General features: G+C 29.7%; 16 protein-coding genes. 7 read left to right on the top strand and 9 right to left on the bottom strand.

Going from position 1 to position 19703, the window contains the following annotated elements; translation table 11 throughout:
- Positions 1-72: 72 nt before the first annotated feature.
- The 4 genes from I2E83_RS10060 to I2E83_RS10045 form a co-directional block, all read right to left on the bottom strand.
- Positions 73-2724, bottom strand: coding sequence for a glycosyl hydrolase family 18 protein (locus I2E83_RS10060; protein ID WP_195429661.1), 2652 nt, complete (start codon positions 2722-2724; stop codon positions 73-75).
- A 91-nt stretch (positions 2725-2815) separates the two neighbouring features.
- Positions 2816-5335 carry a glycosyl hydrolase family 18 protein gene (locus I2E83_RS10055; protein ID WP_195429660.1) on the bottom strand — a complete coding sequence of 840 codons (2520 nt, stop codon included), beginning with the start codon at positions 5333-5335 and terminating at the stop codon, positions 2816-2818.
- 39 nt (positions 5336-5374) lie between these two features.
- A complete protein-coding gene (locus tag I2E83_RS10050; RefSeq protein ID WP_195429659.1) occupies positions 5375-6868 on the bottom strand; it encodes an immunoglobulin-like domain-containing protein in 1494 nt (497 codons plus the stop codon).
- 766 nt (positions 6869-7634) lie between these two features.
- Positions 7635-8996 (bottom strand): YjiH family protein, encoded by a 1362-nt coding sequence (locus I2E83_RS10045; RefSeq protein ID WP_195429657.1) that lies wholly within the window; start codon positions 8994-8996, stop codon positions 7635-7637.
- Positions 8997-9309: 313 nt separating this feature from the next.
- Here I2E83_RS10045 and I2E83_RS10040 point away from each other — a divergent pair, with 313 nt between their 5' ends.
- The 3 genes from I2E83_RS10040 to I2E83_RS10030 all read left to right on the top strand — a co-directional run bounded on the left by I2E83_RS10040 (position 9310) and on the right by I2E83_RS10030 (position 12619).
- Positions 9310-10377 carry an AI-2E family transporter gene (locus tag I2E83_RS10040; protein WP_195263907.1) on the top strand — a complete coding sequence of 356 codons (1068 nt, stop codon included), beginning with the start codon at positions 9310-9312 and terminating at the stop codon, positions 10375-10377.
- Between the two features lie 72 nt (positions 10378-10449).
- Complete coding sequence (gene proB, locus I2E83_RS10035) at positions 10450-11256, top strand: glutamate 5-kinase (protein ID WP_195263906.1); 807 nt, start codon at positions 10450-10452, stop codon at positions 11254-11256.
- A 118-nt stretch (positions 11257-11374) separates the two neighbouring features.
- Complete coding sequence (locus tag I2E83_RS10030) at positions 11375-12619, top strand: glutamate-5-semialdehyde dehydrogenase (RefSeq protein WP_195263905.1); 1245 nt, start codon at positions 11375-11377, stop codon at positions 12617-12619.
- 170 nt (positions 12620-12789) lie between these two features.
- Here I2E83_RS10030 and I2E83_RS10025 read toward each other — a convergent pair whose 3' ends face one another.
- Positions 12790-13812: a DUF4179 domain-containing protein gene (locus tag I2E83_RS10025; protein ID WP_195263904.1), complete on the bottom strand. Its 1023-nt coding sequence runs from the start codon at positions 13810-13812 to the stop codon at positions 12790-12792.
- Positions 13813-13814: 2 nt separating this feature from the next.
- Positions 13815-14330 carry a sigma-70 family RNA polymerase sigma factor gene (locus tag I2E83_RS10020; protein ID WP_195263903.1) on the bottom strand — a complete coding sequence of 172 codons (516 nt, stop codon included), beginning with the start codon at positions 14328-14330 and terminating at the stop codon, positions 13815-13817.
- Positions 14331-14545: 215 nt separating this feature from the next.
- Here I2E83_RS10020 and I2E83_RS10015 point away from each other — a divergent pair, with 215 nt between their 5' ends.
- Together I2E83_RS10015 and I2E83_RS10010 are read left to right on the top strand one after the other, a co-directional pair.
- Positions 14546-15016 carry a GNAT family N-acetyltransferase gene (locus I2E83_RS10015; RefSeq protein WP_195263902.1) on the top strand — a complete coding sequence of 157 codons (471 nt, stop codon included), beginning with the start codon at positions 14546-14548 and terminating at the stop codon, positions 15014-15016.
- 54 nt (positions 15017-15070) lie between these two features.
- Complete coding sequence (locus I2E83_RS10010; protein ID WP_195263901.1) at positions 15071-15724, top strand: ElyC/SanA/YdcF family protein; 654 nt, start codon at positions 15071-15073, stop codon at positions 15722-15724.
- A gap of 45 nt (positions 15725-15769) precedes the next feature.
- On the opposite strand, the gene I2E83_RS10005 is transcribed toward I2E83_RS10010, so the two are convergent.
- The 3 genes from I2E83_RS10005 to I2E83_RS18040 all read right to left on the bottom strand — a co-directional run bounded on the left by I2E83_RS10005 (position 15770) and on the right by I2E83_RS18040 (position 16916).
- Positions 15770-16162: a hypothetical protein gene (locus I2E83_RS10005; protein WP_195263900.1), complete on the bottom strand. Its 393-nt coding sequence runs from the start codon at positions 16160-16162 to the stop codon at positions 15770-15772.
- Between the two features lie 27 nt (positions 16163-16189).
- Positions 16190-16564 carry a hypothetical protein gene (locus I2E83_RS10000; protein WP_243242081.1) on the bottom strand — a complete coding sequence of 125 codons (375 nt, stop codon included), beginning with the start codon at positions 16562-16564 and terminating at the stop codon, positions 16190-16192.
- Between the two features lie 139 nt (positions 16565-16703).
- A complete protein-coding gene (locus tag I2E83_RS18040; protein ID WP_243249633.1) occupies positions 16704-16916 on the bottom strand; it encodes a hypothetical protein in 213 nt (70 codons plus the stop codon).
- Between the two features lie 358 nt (positions 16917-17274).
- Here I2E83_RS18040 and I2E83_RS09990 point away from each other — a divergent pair, with 358 nt between their 5' ends.
- Together I2E83_RS09990 and I2E83_RS09985 are read left to right on the top strand one after the other, a co-directional pair.
- The gene (locus tag I2E83_RS09990; RefSeq protein ID WP_195263899.1) at positions 17275-18669 is read left to right on the top strand and encodes an NCS2 family permease; all 1395 of its coding nucleotides are present in this window, start codon (positions 17275-17277) and stop codon (positions 18667-18669) included.
- 236 nt (positions 18670-18905) lie between these two features.
- Entirely contained in the window at positions 18906-19694 is a 789-nt protein-coding gene (locus tag I2E83_RS09985) for an SDR family oxidoreductase (RefSeq protein ID WP_195429655.1), read from the top strand.
- Positions 19695-19703 lie beyond the last annotated feature (9 nt).

Genomic DNA, 19703 nt, shown 5'->3' with positions numbered 1-19703 from the left:
TTAATTAATAAAATTCTATACTGTCTTTTTATAGATTAGTTAGTATTTAAAGGAGAGATAAACTATATTAATTTAGCTGATTTTTTCCCAAGCACCAAATTGATTTGAGCCAGGGGTTTCACCTTGAGTCCACCATTTAGCTTTATATTTAACACCGTTATACATAACAATATCACCAGCTACATAAGCTTTAGTAGGACTATAGGCTGGAATCTCTGGTGTTGTATCATTAACAACAGTAATTGTTGCTTTAGCAGTAGTTATTAATCCTTTACTATCAGTAACTGAGTAAGTTAAATTGTAAGCACCAGCTTTAGTTGTATCAACAGTGCCAGTAACAACTATTTTACTAGTTAAATCACCATCTTCTTTATCAGAAGCAGTAACACCGGTTAGAGGGTTAAAGCTTGTACCGATATTAATTTGTTTATTAGCAACTCCAGTAATTACAGGAGCTGTATTTTCAGTAGGAGTTGATCCATCAGGAAGTACTCTTATTAATTTCCAATATTTTGTGTTGGCAGGGGAGCCATCATCTGTAGGAGCTATATACCAAGAAATACATTCATATAAAGCATCTTTATAGACAACTTGATCTCCATATTTGTAAGTTTTACTTGGATCATAGAATTGTTGTCCAGGTTCTAATGCTCTGAGAACAGTTATTATTCTTTCTTTAGTTGTAGTTAATCCCTTACTATCTGCAACTGTATATTTAAGAGTATAATCACCAGCTTTGGATGTGTTAACTGATCCAGAAACAGTTATTTTACTAGTTAAATCACCATCTTCTTTATCAGAAGCAGTAACTCCTGTTAGAGGGTTAAATGAATCACCTAAACTAATTGAAGTATTGGAAATACCTTTTAATGTTGGAGCGTAGTTTCCATTTGCAGGAACATTGGATGGTCTCATTCCATTAAACGTTAAATTCTTAACTCCTCCAAAGCATAGTTTAATTGATCCTGCTAATGAAGCTGTTTCTCCAACTCCGAGGTTTTGCCATCCTGATGATGTTATTGTAACTCTATTAAAATCTCCAATATCTTCAATTGTTGCAGTTCCACCTTGTGGTTGAGCGAATATTGCTGATTTAGGTAAATCAAAACTTACCGTCCAGCCTTTATCTATTGCTTTATCTGTTTTATTTGTAACTTTAATATCATAAGTGTAATTTGGATGATCATATTTTCCTCCAAATACAACGTCTACATCAGTTTGAGATAATCCTGGAATAGAATCATCTGTTACTTTACAATTTCCTATTGCATCTAAGCCAGATTTTAATCTACTTGTTAGTGTATCTCCAAAAGTATATTTTCCTTCATTTATATTAGTAGAGCCTGGTTTATAATTAGGGTTTGGTCCAAAGTCTCCATTCATTACCCATATTAATGCTCCACCCAAGTTTTTATTTTTAATATATTCTACTCTTTTATCTATGGACTTTTCATTTTCAAAAGATAGGAATACTTTCTTTTCATTTTGCCAAACGTATGGAACTCCACCAACTTCATCAAAATAAACTTTTAGATTTGGATCATTTTCCATTAAGTTTAGTACATGCCATAATGGATTTGCTCCTGCAGGATCTAAGACACCATTATTATCTACGTCATCGCCCCAAACATTATATATTCCTATGGCAGGAGTTTTACTAGAGCCGTGCAATCCATTAGTCCCACCTTGTACATTTTCCCATCCTCTTGTATAGTAAGGGATTCCCATAATTATTTTTTCAGGAGGTAAGACTCCTCTATAGTATTTATAAGCCCAATCCATATTTAATGTAGGCATAGCCATTTGTATAGTTTCTCTATCAGCTGGATCAGGATAGATATTAGCTAAGTTTTCAACAAACTCATTCCAACCACCGTGGAAGTCATAAGACATTACACTAAGAAAATCTAAATATTGAGCATAAGAATTATCAGTCATTCCACCAAGAACCCATGAAGATGCAGTTACTGCAGCTGTTTCAAGATACTTTTTACCATCTTGTTTTCCAGCAGCATCAAGCTTTTCTCTTAATGTCTTCATTAATAAGTTATATCTTTCATTTAGTTTGCCTCTTCTAGGTTCAGCTAAATCTTGATCATCTGGATTACCAGAAGTTGATGTTGCAGATGGATATTCGAAGTCTATATCTATACCATCAAAATTATATTTCCTTACAAACTCAACACATGAATCAGCAAAAGTATTGATGCCTTGATCAGTATCTAGCATTGTATAAAACCCTCTACTACCAGCCCATCCTCCAACAGACATCAGTAGCTTTACATTTGGATATTGCTTTTTCATTGTTTGAAGAACATTGAAATGGCCCTTATAAGGTAGAGTTGGATCTAAGGTAACAGCTTTACCATTATGGCTTAGTGGATGATCTGCAAAGGTTTCTTCAATAGCAGCATGCTTATCTCCAAGTGTTATTTTATTAGTCGTTGGATCAATCATTCCAAAGGAGTATTGAATATGAGTTAGAGATTCCCATTGCAAATCTGCAGCATCAAAGTATCCTTGGACTTCGCTTTTATATGCCCATTCAGGGAAATATCCAATTACTTTTCTGCTTAAATCTGTATCGCTAACACCAGAATCTGTTGGTGTTATATTTTCATTATTATTTGTGACAGCAGCTTGAGGTTGTATTGATAGATTAAATAGGGTAAACAGTGAAAGTGTTATTCCAGTTACTATTCTTTTAATTTTAATTTTTTTCATATCTTCCCTCCATAAATATTAATCGAAAAAGGTGATAGAAGTGGCTAACAAATAATGTTAGCCATCTTCAAATTATAAATAGTTAGATGAACTAACTAATTTTTTCCCAAGCACCCCATTGATTTGCGCCAGGAGTTTCACCTTGTGTCCACCATTTAGCTCTATATTTAACACCGTTATACATAACAACGTCGCCAGCTACATAAGCTTTGGTTGGGCTATAGGTTGGGATTTCAGGAGTTGTATTATCAACTACTGTGATTGTTGCTTTAGCAGTAGTTACTAACCCCTTACTATCAGTAACTGAATAAGTTAAATTGTAAGTTCCAACTTTAGTTGTATCAACTGTGCCAGAAACAACTATTTTACTAGTTAAGTCACCATCTTCTTTATCGGAAGCAGTAACATCAGTCAATGGATTGAAGTTTGATCCAATCTTAATCTCCTTATTAGCAACACCATTAATTACAGGAGCTGTGTTAGTTGTATTTTTTTCGGAAACAGTTATAGTAACTGCTGCAGTAGCTTTTAAACCTTTACTATCAACAACTGAGTAAGTTAAATTGTAAGTTCCAGCTTTAGTTGTATCAACAGTACCAGAAACTGTTACTTTACTAGTTAAATCACCATCTTCTTTATCAGATGCAGTTATACCAGCTAAGGGATTAAAAGAATCACCAACGTATATTTGTTTATTAGTAGCTCCATTAATTACTGGTGCAGTATTATTATCAGGAGATGTTGCGCTACCATAAATAAATTGTCTTCCCATTTCAGGTGATGTTGAATACATTCTTTGAGATAATTCAACACTTACTAATCCATCTAGATTATCTATAGATTCAGCAATGTTTAAATCAAAAGATACTGTTTGGCCAGGTTTCATAAGTTTTCCATCATATGAGCCAGAAAAATCTATTACGTAATATCCATTTTCTTGCTTAACAGCAGGACTTGGATGTTGAGCACCTGTTATAGTAATACCATTTGTCTTAATATAAAGCTTTACATTTTTTAGAGTTTTAGCTGCGGTTTCAACAGAGCTAAGAACTTCACCAGATTCACTTAATTTTTCGTTGTTTGTAAAGCTTAGATTTATTGTACTACCGCTTCCCCATGCAGGTTTACTTGTAGTTAATTTAGAAGTTACATTAAGCTTATTATAAGTTAATGTATAGTTGTCTAGACTAGCGGAGCCAAATAGGGCTTCCTTAGTTACTTTTGTAAGTTCATCACGTTTAGTAGATGTTGTTTTAGCATCTTGTGAAGCCATCCAAGCAATCATTCCACCTAAATTATGATCTTTAACATATTTAGCTTTTTCTTGGATTGATCTTGCATTATCATAGGTAAAGAATGCACCTGTTGTTTCATTATATAGATAAGGGGCTTTAGCACTATCATCCCAATATTCTTTTAAACCAGTATATTTTGATTTTAATTGGCTAAGAGCATTGTATGACCATACTCCACCAGCACGACCACCTTCACCATTCTTTATTGGAGCTTCATTAAGAGCACCTGGTGTTGGAGTAAGGTCTGCATCTTTGTTAACTACTGCAGCTGTTCCAAATAATCCAGGGTTAGCAGCATCTGGTCCATTATTACTTACTTTTTCCCAACCACGTGTATAATAAGCTGCTCCAATGACTATTTTTTCAGGTTTAGCTCCGTTTGCAATATAGTAATTAACACTTTCATCAACAGAAAGGCATTCTCCTTTAAATGGAGATTTAGGATTAGTGTAAAGTGCTGTTTGATGACCACTAACTGTGCTCCAGGCACCAGCCATATCGTAAGTCATAATATTAGCAAAATCAATTACATTAAATAATTTTGCTACATCTATTCCTTCATCAACTTTAGCTTTTCCAGCTGGGATAGCAACTGAAAGTTCATAAGTTTTTCCAAGTTCAGCACCTTGCTTATTTAAGGCATTTTTTAAATCCTGCAATAAAGTAATAAAGTTTTCTTTGTCGGCAGGAGTTGCTTTAGTAGTTCCTTCATCATTAGTATTATCAACTGTATCTGGATCCCTAAGGCTAGCTGGGTACTCCCAATCTATATCAACAAAATCCATATTGGTATATTTAATAAACGCCATAACATTTTTTACAAAGTTTGCTCTTATTGAAGGATTAGCAGCTATAACTGAGAAGTCACCTGATTTAGACCATCCACCTAAAGATACTCCTATTTTTAGGTTAGGGTTTTCGCTTTTTAACACTTGGAATGCATTTAGAATACCTCCATTTACATCTCCATAAGTTACGCCAGCATTTCCTAAAGGATGACCAGTAGCAGCATCTTTATCAGTAAATTTTAAAACACCTTGTGCATCAAAATCTACGAATGCAAAATTAAGGTGAGTTAATTGATCAGCAGGAATATCTTTAGGATAAAAATTACCTTGACCTCCCCAGATTGACCAGTCTCCATAATACATTACATTACGATATTTCTGATTAGATTGTTGAATAGCAGTAGGTGTAAAATCGGTAGTAGAATTAACTTCAGCCCTAACTGGTGTAACACCTGTTATTAGCATTGCTGCTATTGCTGTTAATGCAACAATAGGCTTTGATTTTTTATAAAGCTTTTTCCTTATCATAATATTAAATCCCCTTTACAAATTAATTTCTAAATTAATTTAATTCATTTTTTCCCATGGGCCCCATTGAGTTGCTCCAGGGGTTTCTCCTTGGGTCCACCATTTAGCTTTATACATAACTCCGTTGTATAAAACTATATCTCCAGCAACATAAGTCTTAGTTGGACTATATGTCTGAACTGAAGTATCGATTACTGTTATTGTAGAACTTATTGTTGTTGATAAGCCTTTACTATCAGAAACTGTATAGCTTACATTGTAGATTCCTGCTTTAGATGTATCAACTAATCCATTAACAATAATCTTACTAGTTAAATCACCATCTTCTTTATCAGATGCAGTAACTCCTGCTAGAGGATTAAAGGTATCTCCAATATTAATTTGTTTATCTTTAACACCACTAATCATTGGAGCAGTATTGTCGCTAGGAATTGCTGGTGAACCGAATTTAGCAAATATCTTTGAATGTTCATATTGAGAACTTATTCCTTGATTATTTTCTATTTGAGAATCTCTATTTAGTGACCAATAAGAAGTCATTCCAATATTTTTAGATTTAGCATGGTCAACTACTAATTGAGACCATGCTGGAGTAAATATAGGATCTGAAGAACTTTCATAACCTACAGAGACTGTAGCACCAATTTTTGAATAAGCTTCAGAATCAGATAAAGTAGTGTTGGCAAATTTTTGGTAAGCATCTTTTATTTGATTCTTTGTTGAGTCTATTGCTCGTATTGAGGCTGTGCCATAATTTTCTCCAGGAAGCAAAGTACCACTTCCATAGCACATAGCCATTATATTTATATATTTTAGAGTAACATTATTAGATAAATAAGCATCTAATAAATCTATTTGAGTTTGAGTTAAACCAGATGGTAAAACAGGAACAGTTAATGTTACTTCTACTCCTGTAGTGTCTTGTAACATTTTAATAGCCTTTGCATTAGCAATATTGCTTTGTTTATTTTGAGCACCACCTTCAACATCTAAATCTATTCTTGTTAATGCATATCCATTTACTATATCTAGATAGGTATTATAAAGAACATTTACATCTTGAGAAGTTTGCCAAAATGCAGTTCCACTAGCTCCACCAAAAGATATAGTTGCATCACCACCACTTGCTCTTAGGTCCTTTAGAGACTGTTTAATTCCGTTATATTGATTATCATTTTTTCCTTCACTTAAAACAGAATATCCTCCCCAGCCCCAATTGATTTTCCCATTTGTAACACTACCAGTTGATTGTATAAAAGCTAAGTTAAAGTATTTTATACCAGTTTCATCTGATAATTTTTTTAGATTAGCAGGTCCTCCGCCATCATTCCCCATATAGTATCCATTTTTAGTTACCCAGCCCACCATATCAACATAAGGAGCGTTAACTTGTGCAGGCCAATTTTTTGTTCCTAAACCAGCATTATAACTACCGACGTTTGTAGCTGCTTTAGTAATAAATGAAGTGGATGTAAGTGTAACGAAGGTTGTCAAAAGTGTGCAAATAACTTTATTAAGAAAGTTTTTCTTCAATTATATTTACCTCCTAACGATATATTTATTTATTCTCATCTGTATATTGAATGAGGATCTTTTTTGGAGTAGGTAAATATCTAATAATTTGATATTAGATTTAAAGTAAGTTAGATATTTTTAGAAAAAATAAGAGACTCACTTTAAACATTTGTGCATATAAAATATATTCATTTGCTTATTTAAAATGTAGAGTTTTCTTTATTAGATATATAAAATATACATTTTATATATTGGAAAATGTTTTCAAAAGGTTTGTCAAATATCCTAATAAGTATTAATATACTAATCAGAAAATGTTAAATGGTAATTTATTAGATTTCTCTGAAGTGTTTATTAGTTCCTATATTTTGTGAAGTGATAATGAATTATTTAGGAACAAAGAAGTTAATAAATAATAAACAGTAAAGCTTATTATTTCATCGAAGGTAAACACATCACCTCCTTTACAATAAGTGGTATATACCACTTATTTACAATATAAACTATTAGTTAAGTAATGGCAATAGGTTTTCAAAAAAAGTCGAACGATTAATATTATTTTGAAAAATTTGTATGTTGTTTATGAAGTATAATTAAAAAGAAAATGATAAATTTGAATTAAAATATAAGTACATTTAATTAAACTAATAAGTGTGTATTTTATAAGAATCATAAAAAGAAAGCACATAGGATATCTTATTAATTTAAGGTAGGAGTGTGGGAGGTAATTATACTATTAGAGTATTTGATAAAAAGCTGTATCTTAAAAGGATACAGCTTTTTATTAAAATATTATATTAGCAGCAATAACAATTACAGGTAATGTAATTATAGTTCTTTCTATAAAAATTATTAACAGTTGCTTTAGTGATACAGGAATTTTTGATCCAAGTAGAACTCCTCCTACTTCAGACATATATATTAGTTGAGAAACGGAAGTGCAAGCAACTATAAATTTAGTCATATCACTAACTATAGTGTTTGCAGCTAAAACGGATGGTAATAGCATATCAGCAAATCCCACAACTAAAGTTTGTGAAGCCGCAACTGCTTCTGGAACTTGTAATAATTTAAGATATGGTATGAAAGGTAGCCCTAAAACCTGAAATATAGGAGTGTACTCAGCTATTATTAAAGCTATAGTAGCAAGTGCCATAACAACTGGAAGTACTCCAAGCCACATATCTATTACATTTTTAGTTCCCTCTATAAAAAAGTGATTTATGCCGGAATTTTGAGAGGCTTTATCTAAAGCCTTCTTATATCCCCAAGAGAAAGATGAATGTCCATCTGGTATTGATTCATCGTTTTTCTTTTCTTTATTATTATAATATGTATTAGGAATTTTACGTAATGGATAGATTCTTGGCATTATAATAGCAGCGACAATTCCAGAAATACTAACTGTTAAATAAAATGGGATAAATAAATGAGATAATCCCACTGTATCTATTACAATTAAGCTAAAGGTTATTGAAACAGCAGAAAAGGTTGTACTGATTATAGCTGCTTCTCTTTTAGAATAAAATCCTTCTTCATATTGTTTATTTGTTAATAGTATTCCAAGAGTTCCATCTCCAAGCCAAGAAGTTATACAGTCTATAGATGAACGACCTGGTAATGTAAATATTGGTCTCATAACTTTAGTAAGTACTGTACCAAAGAATTCTAATAAACCAAAATTTAATAATAGTGGTAGTAAAAGTCCTGCAAAAAAGAAAATAGAAAATAATATTGTAAGTAAATCATTTAATACAAATGATCCTGTTGAATTACTAATTATAAGTTCAGGACCAACCTTAAATAAAGATAAAATGCAAAATATAGCTCCAAGTACTCTAGCAGCAAACCAAATATTACCTATATTAAATAAGGTGTTTAGAAATTCATTTTTTATAATAAAGTTTGGTTTAAAAACCTTAGCTATTATACTCATGATAGCTGATATGCAAATTGCTATTGTTATTATTAGCGTTAAGGAATCTCCAAGAGATTTAGTTAAGAATTTTGATAAAATTGCTATTGGTATTGTTATTTCTCCATTAAAACTAATAGGAATCATAAATAAAAACATTCCTATTAGAGATGGAACAATAAAGAACAATGGTGATTTTAATGAAAATTCATCTTTAGTTAAGTTTTTCATTCCGGTCTCCTTATATTCAAAAAATTAATATTTATACATTGAATTTTATTTTAATACATTTTTATACATAAAATCAATAGATTTTTATACAAATTTACCTAAAATTTATGCAATGAATTATATATTTAGGATGATTTCTAAATATATGAATATATCTAATTTGATTTATAAATATGGAAAAAGTAATGTTAAGAAGATATAAAATAGTTAAGAGATTCGTTTAGTAAAAATCTGAAAGTTTAAAGCTATATAATAATATTTTCTCCTAAGGATAAACTAAATTTAATTAAATTAAGCAAAGGAGAAATATTTTATGCGTAAGAAGAATTTAATTACATATTTAGTTATTTTTAATTTATTAGCCATATTAATAATATTATTAGGCAAAATTTCAGTATTAAAAAATTTTATAAATGTAATTTTTTCAGTAGTTGTCATACCAATAATATTTGGAATATTTTTATTTTATATACTAAAACCTCTTAATGATATATTTATAAAAAAGAAGATAAAAGGAGGAAGAGCAGCAACTTTAACTTTATTAATTTTCTTTTTTATTGCAGCTGGTGTTATCAAATACTTTGGGGATTATTTCATTGAGCAATTTATGAATTTAAAAACAACATTCTTTAGTATAGTACAAGAGAAAGGTAATCTATATGAAATAGATGAAATTTTTAAAGGGGATATATTTAAATTAGATTATTATGAGAAGTTTTTAGGTGATATACAAAAATATGCTATTTTATTAGCAAGTGGTTTAAGAGGAATATTCGATAAGGGAATGCAATTATTTTCTGATGTTTTACTTGTTATATTAATAGTATTTTATCTTCTTAAGGACGAAGATAAAATTAAAAAGAGTATAATTAATATATTTTCTAAGAAATATAAGTATAAAATTTGTGATATTGTAGAAGAAAGTGATGAAGTATTATCATCGTATATTTTAGGTCAAGCTAAGGTGGCACTTTCATTATCTTTAATGGTTTTTATCGGATATAAAATTATAGGAATGGCAAGTCCACTACTTTTAGCATCAATTACTTTTGTATTAGCATTTATACCATTTGTAGGCTTTTTTATATCAATGATTATTCCATATATAATTGCAATAGCTTCAGGCTGGAATATGATTATAAAATTATCTGTATTAGTAGTAATTGCCCAAACACTTAAGGGAAGAATTATCGTACCACTAATAATGGGAAAAACAATGAATATACATCCAATAACGGATATTTTTCTAGTAGTTGGAGCAGCTAGTCTAATTGGCCCAATAGGAGCTTTTGTAGTAGTACCTGTTTATGCAGTAAGCAAAGTTATCTTTAGGCATTTTAATAAAGAGGTAGAGGAAAAATTGAAAGAGTTCAAAGAGTAAATTATATTATGTAGAAAAAAGATATAAAAAAAATTATAATTAAACAAAGAATAATATCTGGGGGATAGTAGGATGAGAACTAGAAGTAAAGTTAAAAACTCTAATAGAATTGTAGTTAAAGTAGGAACTTCAACATTAACATATGCAAATGGCAAAATTAACTTAACTAGAATAGAAAAGTTGACTAGAATATTATCAGATGTGATGAATTCAGGAAGGGAAGTTATATTAGTTACTTCAGGAGCAATAGGAGTTGGAGTATCTAAGCTTAAGTTAAAGGAAAAGCCTAAGACTATAAGAGAAAAGCAAGCAGTTGCTGCAGTTGGGCAATGTGAGTTAATGCATATTTATAGTAAGTTTTTTGGAGAGTATAGCCATACTGTTGGTCAAGTTCTTTTAACAAGAGATGTAGTTGAAGATAATCATATTAGAGAAAATGTTTGTAATACATTCGAAACTCTAATAGAAAATGGAATAATACCTATAGTTAATGAAAATGACACTGTGGCTATAGATGAAATAGAAAATATAGTTAGATTTGGAGATAATGATAACTTATCAGCTATAGTGGCTAAATTAGTGAATGCAGATCTTTTAATAATATTATCAGATATAGAAGGGTTTTATGATTCAGATCCTAGAAAGAATCCAAATTCAAAATTAATAATGGAAATAGATGAAATTACTCCTGAGCTTGAGGAGTGCTGTGGAGGTGCTGGAAGCAATCTTGGAACAGGTGGAATGATTACAAAGTTAACTGCTGCCAAGACTGCTACTGAATCTGGAGTAGATATGGTACTAGCTAACGGAGAAGATCCTAAAATAATTCTAAATATATTAAATGGCGAGGAAATAGGAACACTATTCAAAAGCTTATAAGAATCTTTTGAAATGTAAAATGTAGAAGGTAGAACTGAAAATGAATGATGTTTTGCTATGTAAAGTTTAAAAATAAATTAGTAATAGATTGAAAAATAAAAGTGAAGGAGAATTATTAATGCCAAGTATTTATGAGTTAGGTAAAAGAGCTAAAGAAGCATCATATGATTTAGGAATAGCATCAACTACTGAAAAAAATAAAGCATTAGAGTCAATGGCAAATGCTTTAATTAACAATACAAATGAAATCATAAAAGCAAATAAAGAAGATTTGGATAGAGCAGTTCAAAAAGGAACATCCAAGGCTATGTTAGATAGATTATCATTAAATGAGTCAAGAATAGAGGATATGGCTAAGGGATTAAGAGAGCTGATAGCTTTAGAAGATCCTATTGGAGAGGTAATAGAAATGTGGAAAAGACCAAATGGTCTTCAAATAGGAAAGCAAAGAGTTGCAATGGGAGTTATAGGAATAATATATGAGGCTAGACCAAATGTAACATGCGATGCAGCAGGACTATGTTTAAAAACAGGAAATGCTGTAATACTTAGAGGTGGTAGTGAAGCTATAAATTCTAATAAAGAAATAGTAAAGATACTAGCTAATGCTGTAAAAGAAGCCGGATTGCCAGAGTTTTCAGTTCAATTAGTTGAAGATACTAGTAGGGAAACAGCATTAGAAATGATGAAATTAAATGAGTATATAGATGTTTTAATTCCAAGAGGTGGAGCTGGGCTTATCCAAACTGTTGTGAAAAATGCAACTGTACCTGTAATTGAAACAGGGGTTGGAAATTGTCATATATATGTAGATGAAGATTGTGACTTTGATATGGCAAAGGATATAATAATAAATGCAAAAACATCAAGACCAGCAGTTTGTAATGCAGCAGAAAAGATGATTATAAATGAAAATATAGCAAATGAGTTTCTTCCAATCATAGTAAAAGCATTAAGAGAAAAGAATGTTGAAATAATTGGAGATGAAAAAGTGAAAGCTTTAATAACCGATGTTAAAGAAGCTTGCGAAGATGATTGGAGTAAGGAGTATTTAGATTATATAATAGGTGCAAAAATAGTGAAAAATGTAGATGAAGCAATTGATCATATTAATAAATATGGTTCAGGGCATTCAGAAGCAATAGTAACAAATAGTTATAAGAATTCACAAAAGTTCTTAAATAAAGTTAATGCAGCAGCTGTTTATGTAAATGCTTCTACTAGATTTACAGATGGAAGTGAATTTGGATTTGGGGCAGAAATAGGAATAAGTACTCAAAAGCTTCATGCAAGAGGACCAATGGGATTAAAAGAGCTTACAACTATTAAATATATAATCTATGGTAATGGACAAGTAAGATAGATTAATAAAATATTAGCATCTTATAAAGTTGTATTTCCTTAAGAAGAAAGGCTTAGCTTAGATTTACAAGCTTTTTTATGGATGAGTTTCAAGTTGCTTTCTAATATAAAAGATGTAGTTACTTTAATGAAATATAAAGTAACTACATCTTTATATAAGAAAAGTTAAAATTACTTTAATTTTATAGTGAACTCTTCACCAACTTGTTTGTAATCACTACTCATCTTACCGCTTTCTTTTGGAAAGGCTACTGCATATGGTGTTAATGTTAATGCCTTTGCATCTTGAGAAAGTTCAGTTTGATTTTTCATTAAACCAGTAGTCATTTCTTCATGAGAACTGTAAAATTTAACTTCGTTTCCTAAATTATCATAGCCTCTTAATTCTAATGAATAGATGTTATTTCTATCTTTATTTTCAATAGAGTAGTAAATCTTTCCACCCACAGCATTACCTCTATATTCATTAAGTGTTATCTGTTGACCATTATCTAATGTAAATGAATTATTTAAATTTATACTATTTGTATTTTTAGATAATGCATCACCATTAGAAGTAAACTCAAACTTCCATGGGCCTTCTACTTTAGTTTCTATTTCGCCTATGTGTAAAAGAGCTTCATCATATTTTATTTCTATATACAAATCTCCTCTTTCTAATTCTTTATTTAATGTATATGAAAGTACATTTTCTTTAGTATAATTATCAATTTTCTTTCCAGAACCTCCAGATGAACTAGATGCTTTCTTACCATTAATATACACATTTCCAAATACCATTATATTTCCGTTATCATCTAGTTTTTCATCTGATTTTACTGTTGTTGATACAATAATTTCATCTTTGTCTAAAATAACTTCATTTAATTGAACTGTTATTCCATTTTTACTTACAGCCTTATTAACTATAGTGCTATATTCATCTAAGTTATCATTAACTCCTAGATAATTTTTTATATCAAACATGGTTAATTTAACTGCTGCAATTACCTCATTACTAAATATTGAGCCAAATACTGTTACGCCTAGAGCTACCATTATAGTTGCTGCAACTATATTTTTATTAAACCTTTTATATTTTTTATTTGATAGACTTTTATTAAATGTTGTATCATATCCTTCATCTACAGAATTTTTAATGATATCATCCAATTTTGAAGAAACTTGTATATCATCTATGTTTATATCTTTCATTTCTATGCTTCCCCCATATATTCTCTTAATTTTATTAAGGTTCTATTTAGCCTGCTTTTAACTGTTCCTAGTGGTAAATTGGTGTTAGTGACTATATCTTTTAATGATTTATCTTCTAAATATCTCATTACTATTAAGTCTCTTTCTTTTTCAGATAGCTTATTTAGAGCGCTTTTTATATCCTCATTAATATCACTTTTATTATCTTCAGATATTAAGTTATTTTCATAATCATTTATATCAACTAAAACAACCTTGCTGTTTTTCTTAATATAATCCTTACAGACGTTCACAATTATTCTTGTTATCCAAGTATTAAAATGTTGAGGTTCTTTTAGTGTCTCTAATGACTTTATTGCCTTTATTATTCCATCATGAACACAGTCTAAAACGTCATCTTCATTTTTTAAGTATACAAATGCTACTCTATATAGTTTTTCTTTAATTGGCTCTATTAATTTTATAAAGCTATCCTTATCGCCTTTTACAGCTTTTTTGAATAATAGTTCATTAACCATTATTAATGCCCCTTTCTGAATCGATTCACATTATAGACGAATAAATATATAAAAAGGTTCCATAAATATTAAAATATAATAAATAAATTTTTTAGATATTATAAAACTATGACAATTATATTACTATTCTTAAAGTAGATATATATATAGAAAAGATAAAATGATAATATTATAATTATAATATATTAAAAATTGCAATTTAAAAGGAGTATTATATGGAGAATAAAATTGAGTTTAGAAGTAAGTATTTTAATGAACTTAACATAAGTGAACTTTATGAAATAGCTAAAGTTAGATATGAGGTTTTTGCTTGTGAGCAAAAGATTACTTGTGAAAATGACTTTGATGATAAAGATAAGAAGTGTGTGCACTTATTTGCAATAGATAATAAAGATGGGGAAGAAAGTGTAGTGGGATATTGCAGATTACTACCACCAGGACTATCTTATGAAGAGGCATCTATAGGAAGGGTGTTAGTTTTAAAAGAGTATAGAGGAAAAAAGTTGGCTAAAGAAATGATGATTAAAGCAATTCAAGAGATACATAAGAATTTTAAACAAGAAAAGATAACAATATCAGCGCAAAGTTATATAAAGGAATTATACAATTCTGTAGGGTTTAAGGAAGCCTCAGAAGAATATGATGAAGCAGGAATTCCACACATTAAAATGAAGTACGGAATATAATGTATTAAGAGGGTTTTATGAGAAATTTCAAATTTAGAAGTGGGGAAAAGAATTATGAGTATATTTATAATATTACTAATGATATTAATAATATCCATAAGTATAACCATTTCAACAGTCAATAGCTATAAAAAATATATTTATAATATTGAAGATATTCCTAGTGAAAGTGATGCAATTATAGTACTAGGGGCTGGAGTTAGAGTAGACGGAACACCATCAGATATACTAGCAGATAGATTAGAAACTTCATTAGAAGTCTTTGAAGCTGGACTAGCAAACGTATTTTTATTAAGTGGAGATCATGGTAGAGAAGAATATAATGAAGTTGGATCTATGAAAAAATATATCTTACAAAATGATATAGATGAAAAATTAATTTTTATGGATCATGCAGGCTTTAGTACTTATGATACAATGTATAGAGCAAAAGAGATTTTTAAAGTTGATAAGGCAATAATAGTAACGAACGAATATCATTTGCCAAGAGCTTTATATATAGCTAAAAAATTAGGAATAGATGCTTATGGAATAAAGTCAGATAAAAGACAATATCAATTGATGGATAGTTATAAAAAGCGTGAAGTTTTAGCACAATTAAAAGATTTTATTTATGTAAATATATTAAAACCAGAACCTAAATTTTTAGGAGAAGCAATTCCTGTAAGCAGCTCAGATGGAAGAGTGACTGAAGACGAAAAGAAATAATTTAGAGTAAAATAAAAGTGAGGTACTAAGTCCTCACTTTTATTTTTAATTAATTATATCTTCATGTGCTATACGAGTTGCTGAAAAATTTAATTCTCCATTTTCTTCAATTATATCAATGACGATAGGCCTTATATCAGTAAGAATTATATTACCATGTATAACTGAACTGTGATTTTTACCATTTAGTACATAATTTAAGATTAAATCTGACTTTTCCATAATTGGTGAAGGGTATATTTCTTCATTAATATCACTACTCATTGCTTTTATAGTTCCTAACTCAATAGGATGGCCACCTATTCCTGTTCTTTCAATAGTCGTATTTTCTAAATTATAAGCTGTATGATTCTTTATATATAGAGTTGTATTGTGTCTATTAAAGTCACTACTAAAAAGCAACCAAGAAACAGGAAATTTTTGAACTTCTCTTTTCATTACAAGCGCTCCTCATTTAAATATTTATTATATATCTTTACCAGGTATTCTTTCAGTATTAAAAATTAAATTATTATCTTCTTCAGTTATAGTAATTACTATTGGTCTTATATCGGTATTAATAACATCATCATAGACAACTAAGCTATATCTGTTTTCACCTAGCACATAACTAAATATTAATTCAGATTTATTTACTATTGTTGTTGAACAAATTTCCTCTTGAGTATCATTACTATTAGGCTTAATAGTGCCTAATTTGATAGAATGTCCTCCTGGACCTGTGTGTTGAATAGTTACGTCCTCTAGTGTTTTTGAAGTATTGTTCCTTACGTAAACAATTATATTCCTTAGATTAAATTGGTTTCCTGTAAAAAGAAAAGGCATGATTTTCTTTATCAATTACATCTCCTTAAAATTAGTCGTTTGATTTATGCTTAAGATTAAATATTAAAGTGTTATTTTCTTCAGTTATAGTGATAGTTATTGGTCTAACATCAGAAAAAATTATTTTATCGTATACTGTTGAGCTATATTTTTCTCAGTTTAGAGTATAACTAAAAATAAGTTCTGATTTTTCTCTTGAAGTTAAGATACACATTTCTTCACTAGTTTTTTCCATTGATTTAATATTTCCTAATTTAATGGGGTGACCACCGTTACCTGTGTGCTCAATAGTACATTTTTCTAAATCCATAGATGTATTGTTAATTACATGAATTACTATATTCATGCTCGCCATAGTAAAAACCAAAATAAAATCTCCTTTCAACAATATATTCATTTAAAATATACATATAAATATTATCTACATTGTACCACTTTGAAACTTTATTGTAAATATATGGTGATGAAGTGAAATTTTATATCAATAAATATAAAATTTCCTTAATAATTAAACCATATAATCAAGCAAATATTTAAATATGGATGCTTAACATAATATTCGTATTTATTTAATAAATAGTTTAACTAATGGCAGTTGTTTAGCTTTAATATTAATATATTATGTAAAAATGGTAGTATTTAAGAAAAAGTGCAAAAAATATGTTGATTAAATACGAATGAAATGATAATATATCTATATAATATTCGAAAATGAGGGGGCTATCATGAATAAATTTTTTAAACTTAAGGAAAATGGAACAGATGTTAAAACTGAATTAATGGCAGGATTAACTACATTTCTAACAATGGCATATATTTTATTTGTAAATCCATCTATCTTAGCAGCAGCAGGAATGGATAAAAATGCTGTTTTTGTTGCTACAATTATTGCAGCAGCTATAGGAACTCTAGTTATGGGATTAGTAGCTAATGTACCCTTTGCACAAGCACCAGGAATGGGACTAAATGCATTTTTTACATTTACAGTAGTATTGGGACTTGGATTCACATGGCAACAAGCTTTAGCTATGGTATTCATTTGTGGAATTATTAATATTATTATTACTACTACAAAAATAAGAAAAATGATAATACAAGCTATTCCTCATTCACTTCAATATGCAATTTCAGGAGGTATAGGTCTCTTCATTGCATTCTTAGGTATTAAGCAAGCACATTTTCTTACTTTCACAGGAGAAGCTGCTAATCAAATTACTTCATCAGGAGACTCGTCAATATTTAACAGTGTGAATTTAGCAATGACTGACTTTAAGGACCCAGTAGCTTTATTAGCATTAATAGGATTAGTAATTACTCTTATATTAATGCTTCTTAAATTCAAGGGTGCAATTTTATTAGGAATTCTTTTAACTACAGTTGTTGGCATCTTTATGGGAGTAACTCAAGTGCCTGACTTTTCACAAATTAGTTTTGGGATTCCAAGTATAGCACCAACATTTTTTAAGTTAGATTTTGTTGGATTATTTAGTGATCCATCTAAAATATCTTTAGTGTTGATTACGATATTTGCATTTTCTTTATCAGATACTTTTGATACAATTGGTACATTTTTAGGAACAGGAAGAAAAGCAGGAATATTTGATGATAATGATGAAAAGCTATTTGAAGGTGGAAATAATTTTTCATCAAAATTAGAAAGAGCTTTATTTGCAGATGCAACAGCTACTTCAATAGGAGCTTTATTAGGAACAAGTAATACAACAACATATGTTGAAAGTGCAGCAGGAATTGGACAAGGTGGAAGAACTGGATTAACTTCAGTTACAGTAGCTATTTTATTTATATTATCATTATTTATATCACCTATAATGGGGATGGTACCATCAGCAGCTACTGCTCCAGCGTTAATAGTAGTAGGTATCTTAATGATGGAATCCTTCAAAAATATTGATTGGAGTGATTTTGAAGTAGCTATGCCAGCATTTTTTGTAGTGACATTCATGCCTTTTACAGGAAGCATTTCAAATGGTGTAGCAGCTGGATTTGTAACATATTGTTTAGCTAAAATAGTTAAAAGAGAAGCTAAGGATGTACATCCAATAATGTATGTTGTAAGTGCTTTGTTCTTAATTAATTTTATTATTAATGGTATAAAGTAAAATTTAAATTACTGTAAATGCAATATGTAGTTTTTAAAATTACTATATTATTAAAGATTTTAATTATATATAAGATAAATTTAGCAAAATAGAGAGAGGACAACCTCTCTCTATTTTTTATAGGAAAATAGGTGTTTTCATTATATATTCTAATCTTATTTAATATTTATATATATATGACTATATGATATATTTAAATATAAATTTTAATAAATAAATTTTGTGGAGGATTTTTTATGGGTAAACCTTATGGTAGGAGCTATGTACTTATAACTGGAGCTACTACTGGGATTGGATATGAATTAGCAAAGCTGTATGCTAATGATGGAAATAACTTAATTTTAGTTGCAAGAGATGAGGAAAAGCTAGAAAAGGTAAAAGAAGAGTTAATGTTATTATATAATATTAACGTTTATAGCATATCTTTAGATTTATCTGAGGATAACTCCTGTGAAAAACTATTAAGTTTTGTTGATAAAAAAAATATAACTGTGGATATTTTAATAAATAATGCAGGAATGGGGTCCTTTGGTTACCTAAGTGAAATAGAAAGAGAAAAAGAATTAAATTTAATAGATGTAAATGTAAGAGCTCTAACAGAATTGACTAAGATGTTTTTACCAATAATGATAAGTCATGGTGAGGGGGCTATAATGAATGTTGCTTCGACAGCAGCTTTTTGTGCAGGTCCTAAGATGGCTACCTATTATGCATCAAAAGCCTATGTGTTAAATTTTACAGAAGCTATATATGAAGAATTAAAGGGAACGGGAATAAGGATAAGTTGCTTGTGTCCAGGACCTGTAAGTACTGGATTTCAAGATAAAGCAGGAATAAGAAAAAAAGAATCTGCTAAAAAAGCATTAATGACACCAAAAAAAGTAGCAGAAGTAGCTTATAGGGATTTTAAAAAGGGAAAGCTAATAATAATTCCTGGATTTAAAAATAAGGTCATTGTTGCGGTGAATAAGATTATTCCTAGAAGCTTATCTAGAAAGATAATACTAATGATGAATAAGGGATAGGTGAATTAT

This window comes from Clostridium sp. D46t1_190503_E9 (assembly GCF_015555225.1).
Lineage (GTDB): Bacteria > Bacillota > Clostridia > Clostridiales > Clostridiaceae > Clostridium.
Note: the sequence above shows the minus strand (reverse complement) of the source record. Positions and strands in the feature narration are given on the sequence as shown.

Coding starts and splice junctions, on each gene's coding strand:
- I2E83_RS10060 (WP_195429661.1), bottom strand. CDS start 2,724: ATGAAAAAAATTAAAATTAAAAGAATAGTAACTGGAATAACACTTTCA.
- I2E83_RS10055 (WP_195429660.1), bottom strand. CDS start 5,335: ATGATAAGGAAAAAGCTTTATAAAAAATCAAAGCCTATTGTTGCATTA.
- I2E83_RS10045 (WP_195429657.1), bottom strand. CDS start 8,996: ATGAAAAACTTAACTAAAGATGAATTTTCATTAAAATCACCATTGTTC.
- I2E83_RS10040 (WP_195263907.1), top strand. CDS start 9,310: ATGCGTAAGAAGAATTTAATTACATATTTAGTTATTTTTAATTTATTA.
- proB (WP_195263906.1), top strand. CDS start 10,450: ATGAGAACTAGAAGTAAAGTTAAAAACTCTAATAGAATTGTAGTTAAA.
- I2E83_RS10030 (WP_195263905.1), top strand. CDS start 11,375: ATGCCAAGTATTTATGAGTTAGGTAAAAGAGCTAAAGAAGCATCATAT.
- I2E83_RS10025 (WP_195263904.1), bottom strand. CDS start 13,812: ATGAAAGATATAAACATAGATGATATACAAGTTTCTTCAAAATTGGAT.
- I2E83_RS10020 (WP_195263903.1), bottom strand. CDS start 14,330: ATGGTTAATGAACTATTATTCAAAAAAGCTGTAAAAGGCGATAAGGAT.
- I2E83_RS10015 (WP_195263902.1), top strand. CDS start 14,546: ATGGAGAATAAAATTGAGTTTAGAAGTAAGTATTTTAATGAACTTAAC.
- I2E83_RS10010 (WP_195263901.1), top strand. CDS start 15,071: ATGAGTATATTTATAATATTACTAATGATATTAATAATATCCATAAGT.
- I2E83_RS10005 (WP_195263900.1), bottom strand. CDS start 16,162: ATGAAAAGAGAAGTTCAAAAATTTCCTGTTTCTTGGTTGCTTTTTAGT.
- I2E83_RS09990 (WP_195263899.1), top strand. CDS start 17,275: ATGAATAAATTTTTTAAACTTAAGGAAAATGGAACAGATGTTAAAACT.
- I2E83_RS09985 (WP_195429655.1), top strand. CDS start 18,906: ATGGGTAAACCTTATGGTAGGAGCTATGTACTTATAACTGGAGCTACT.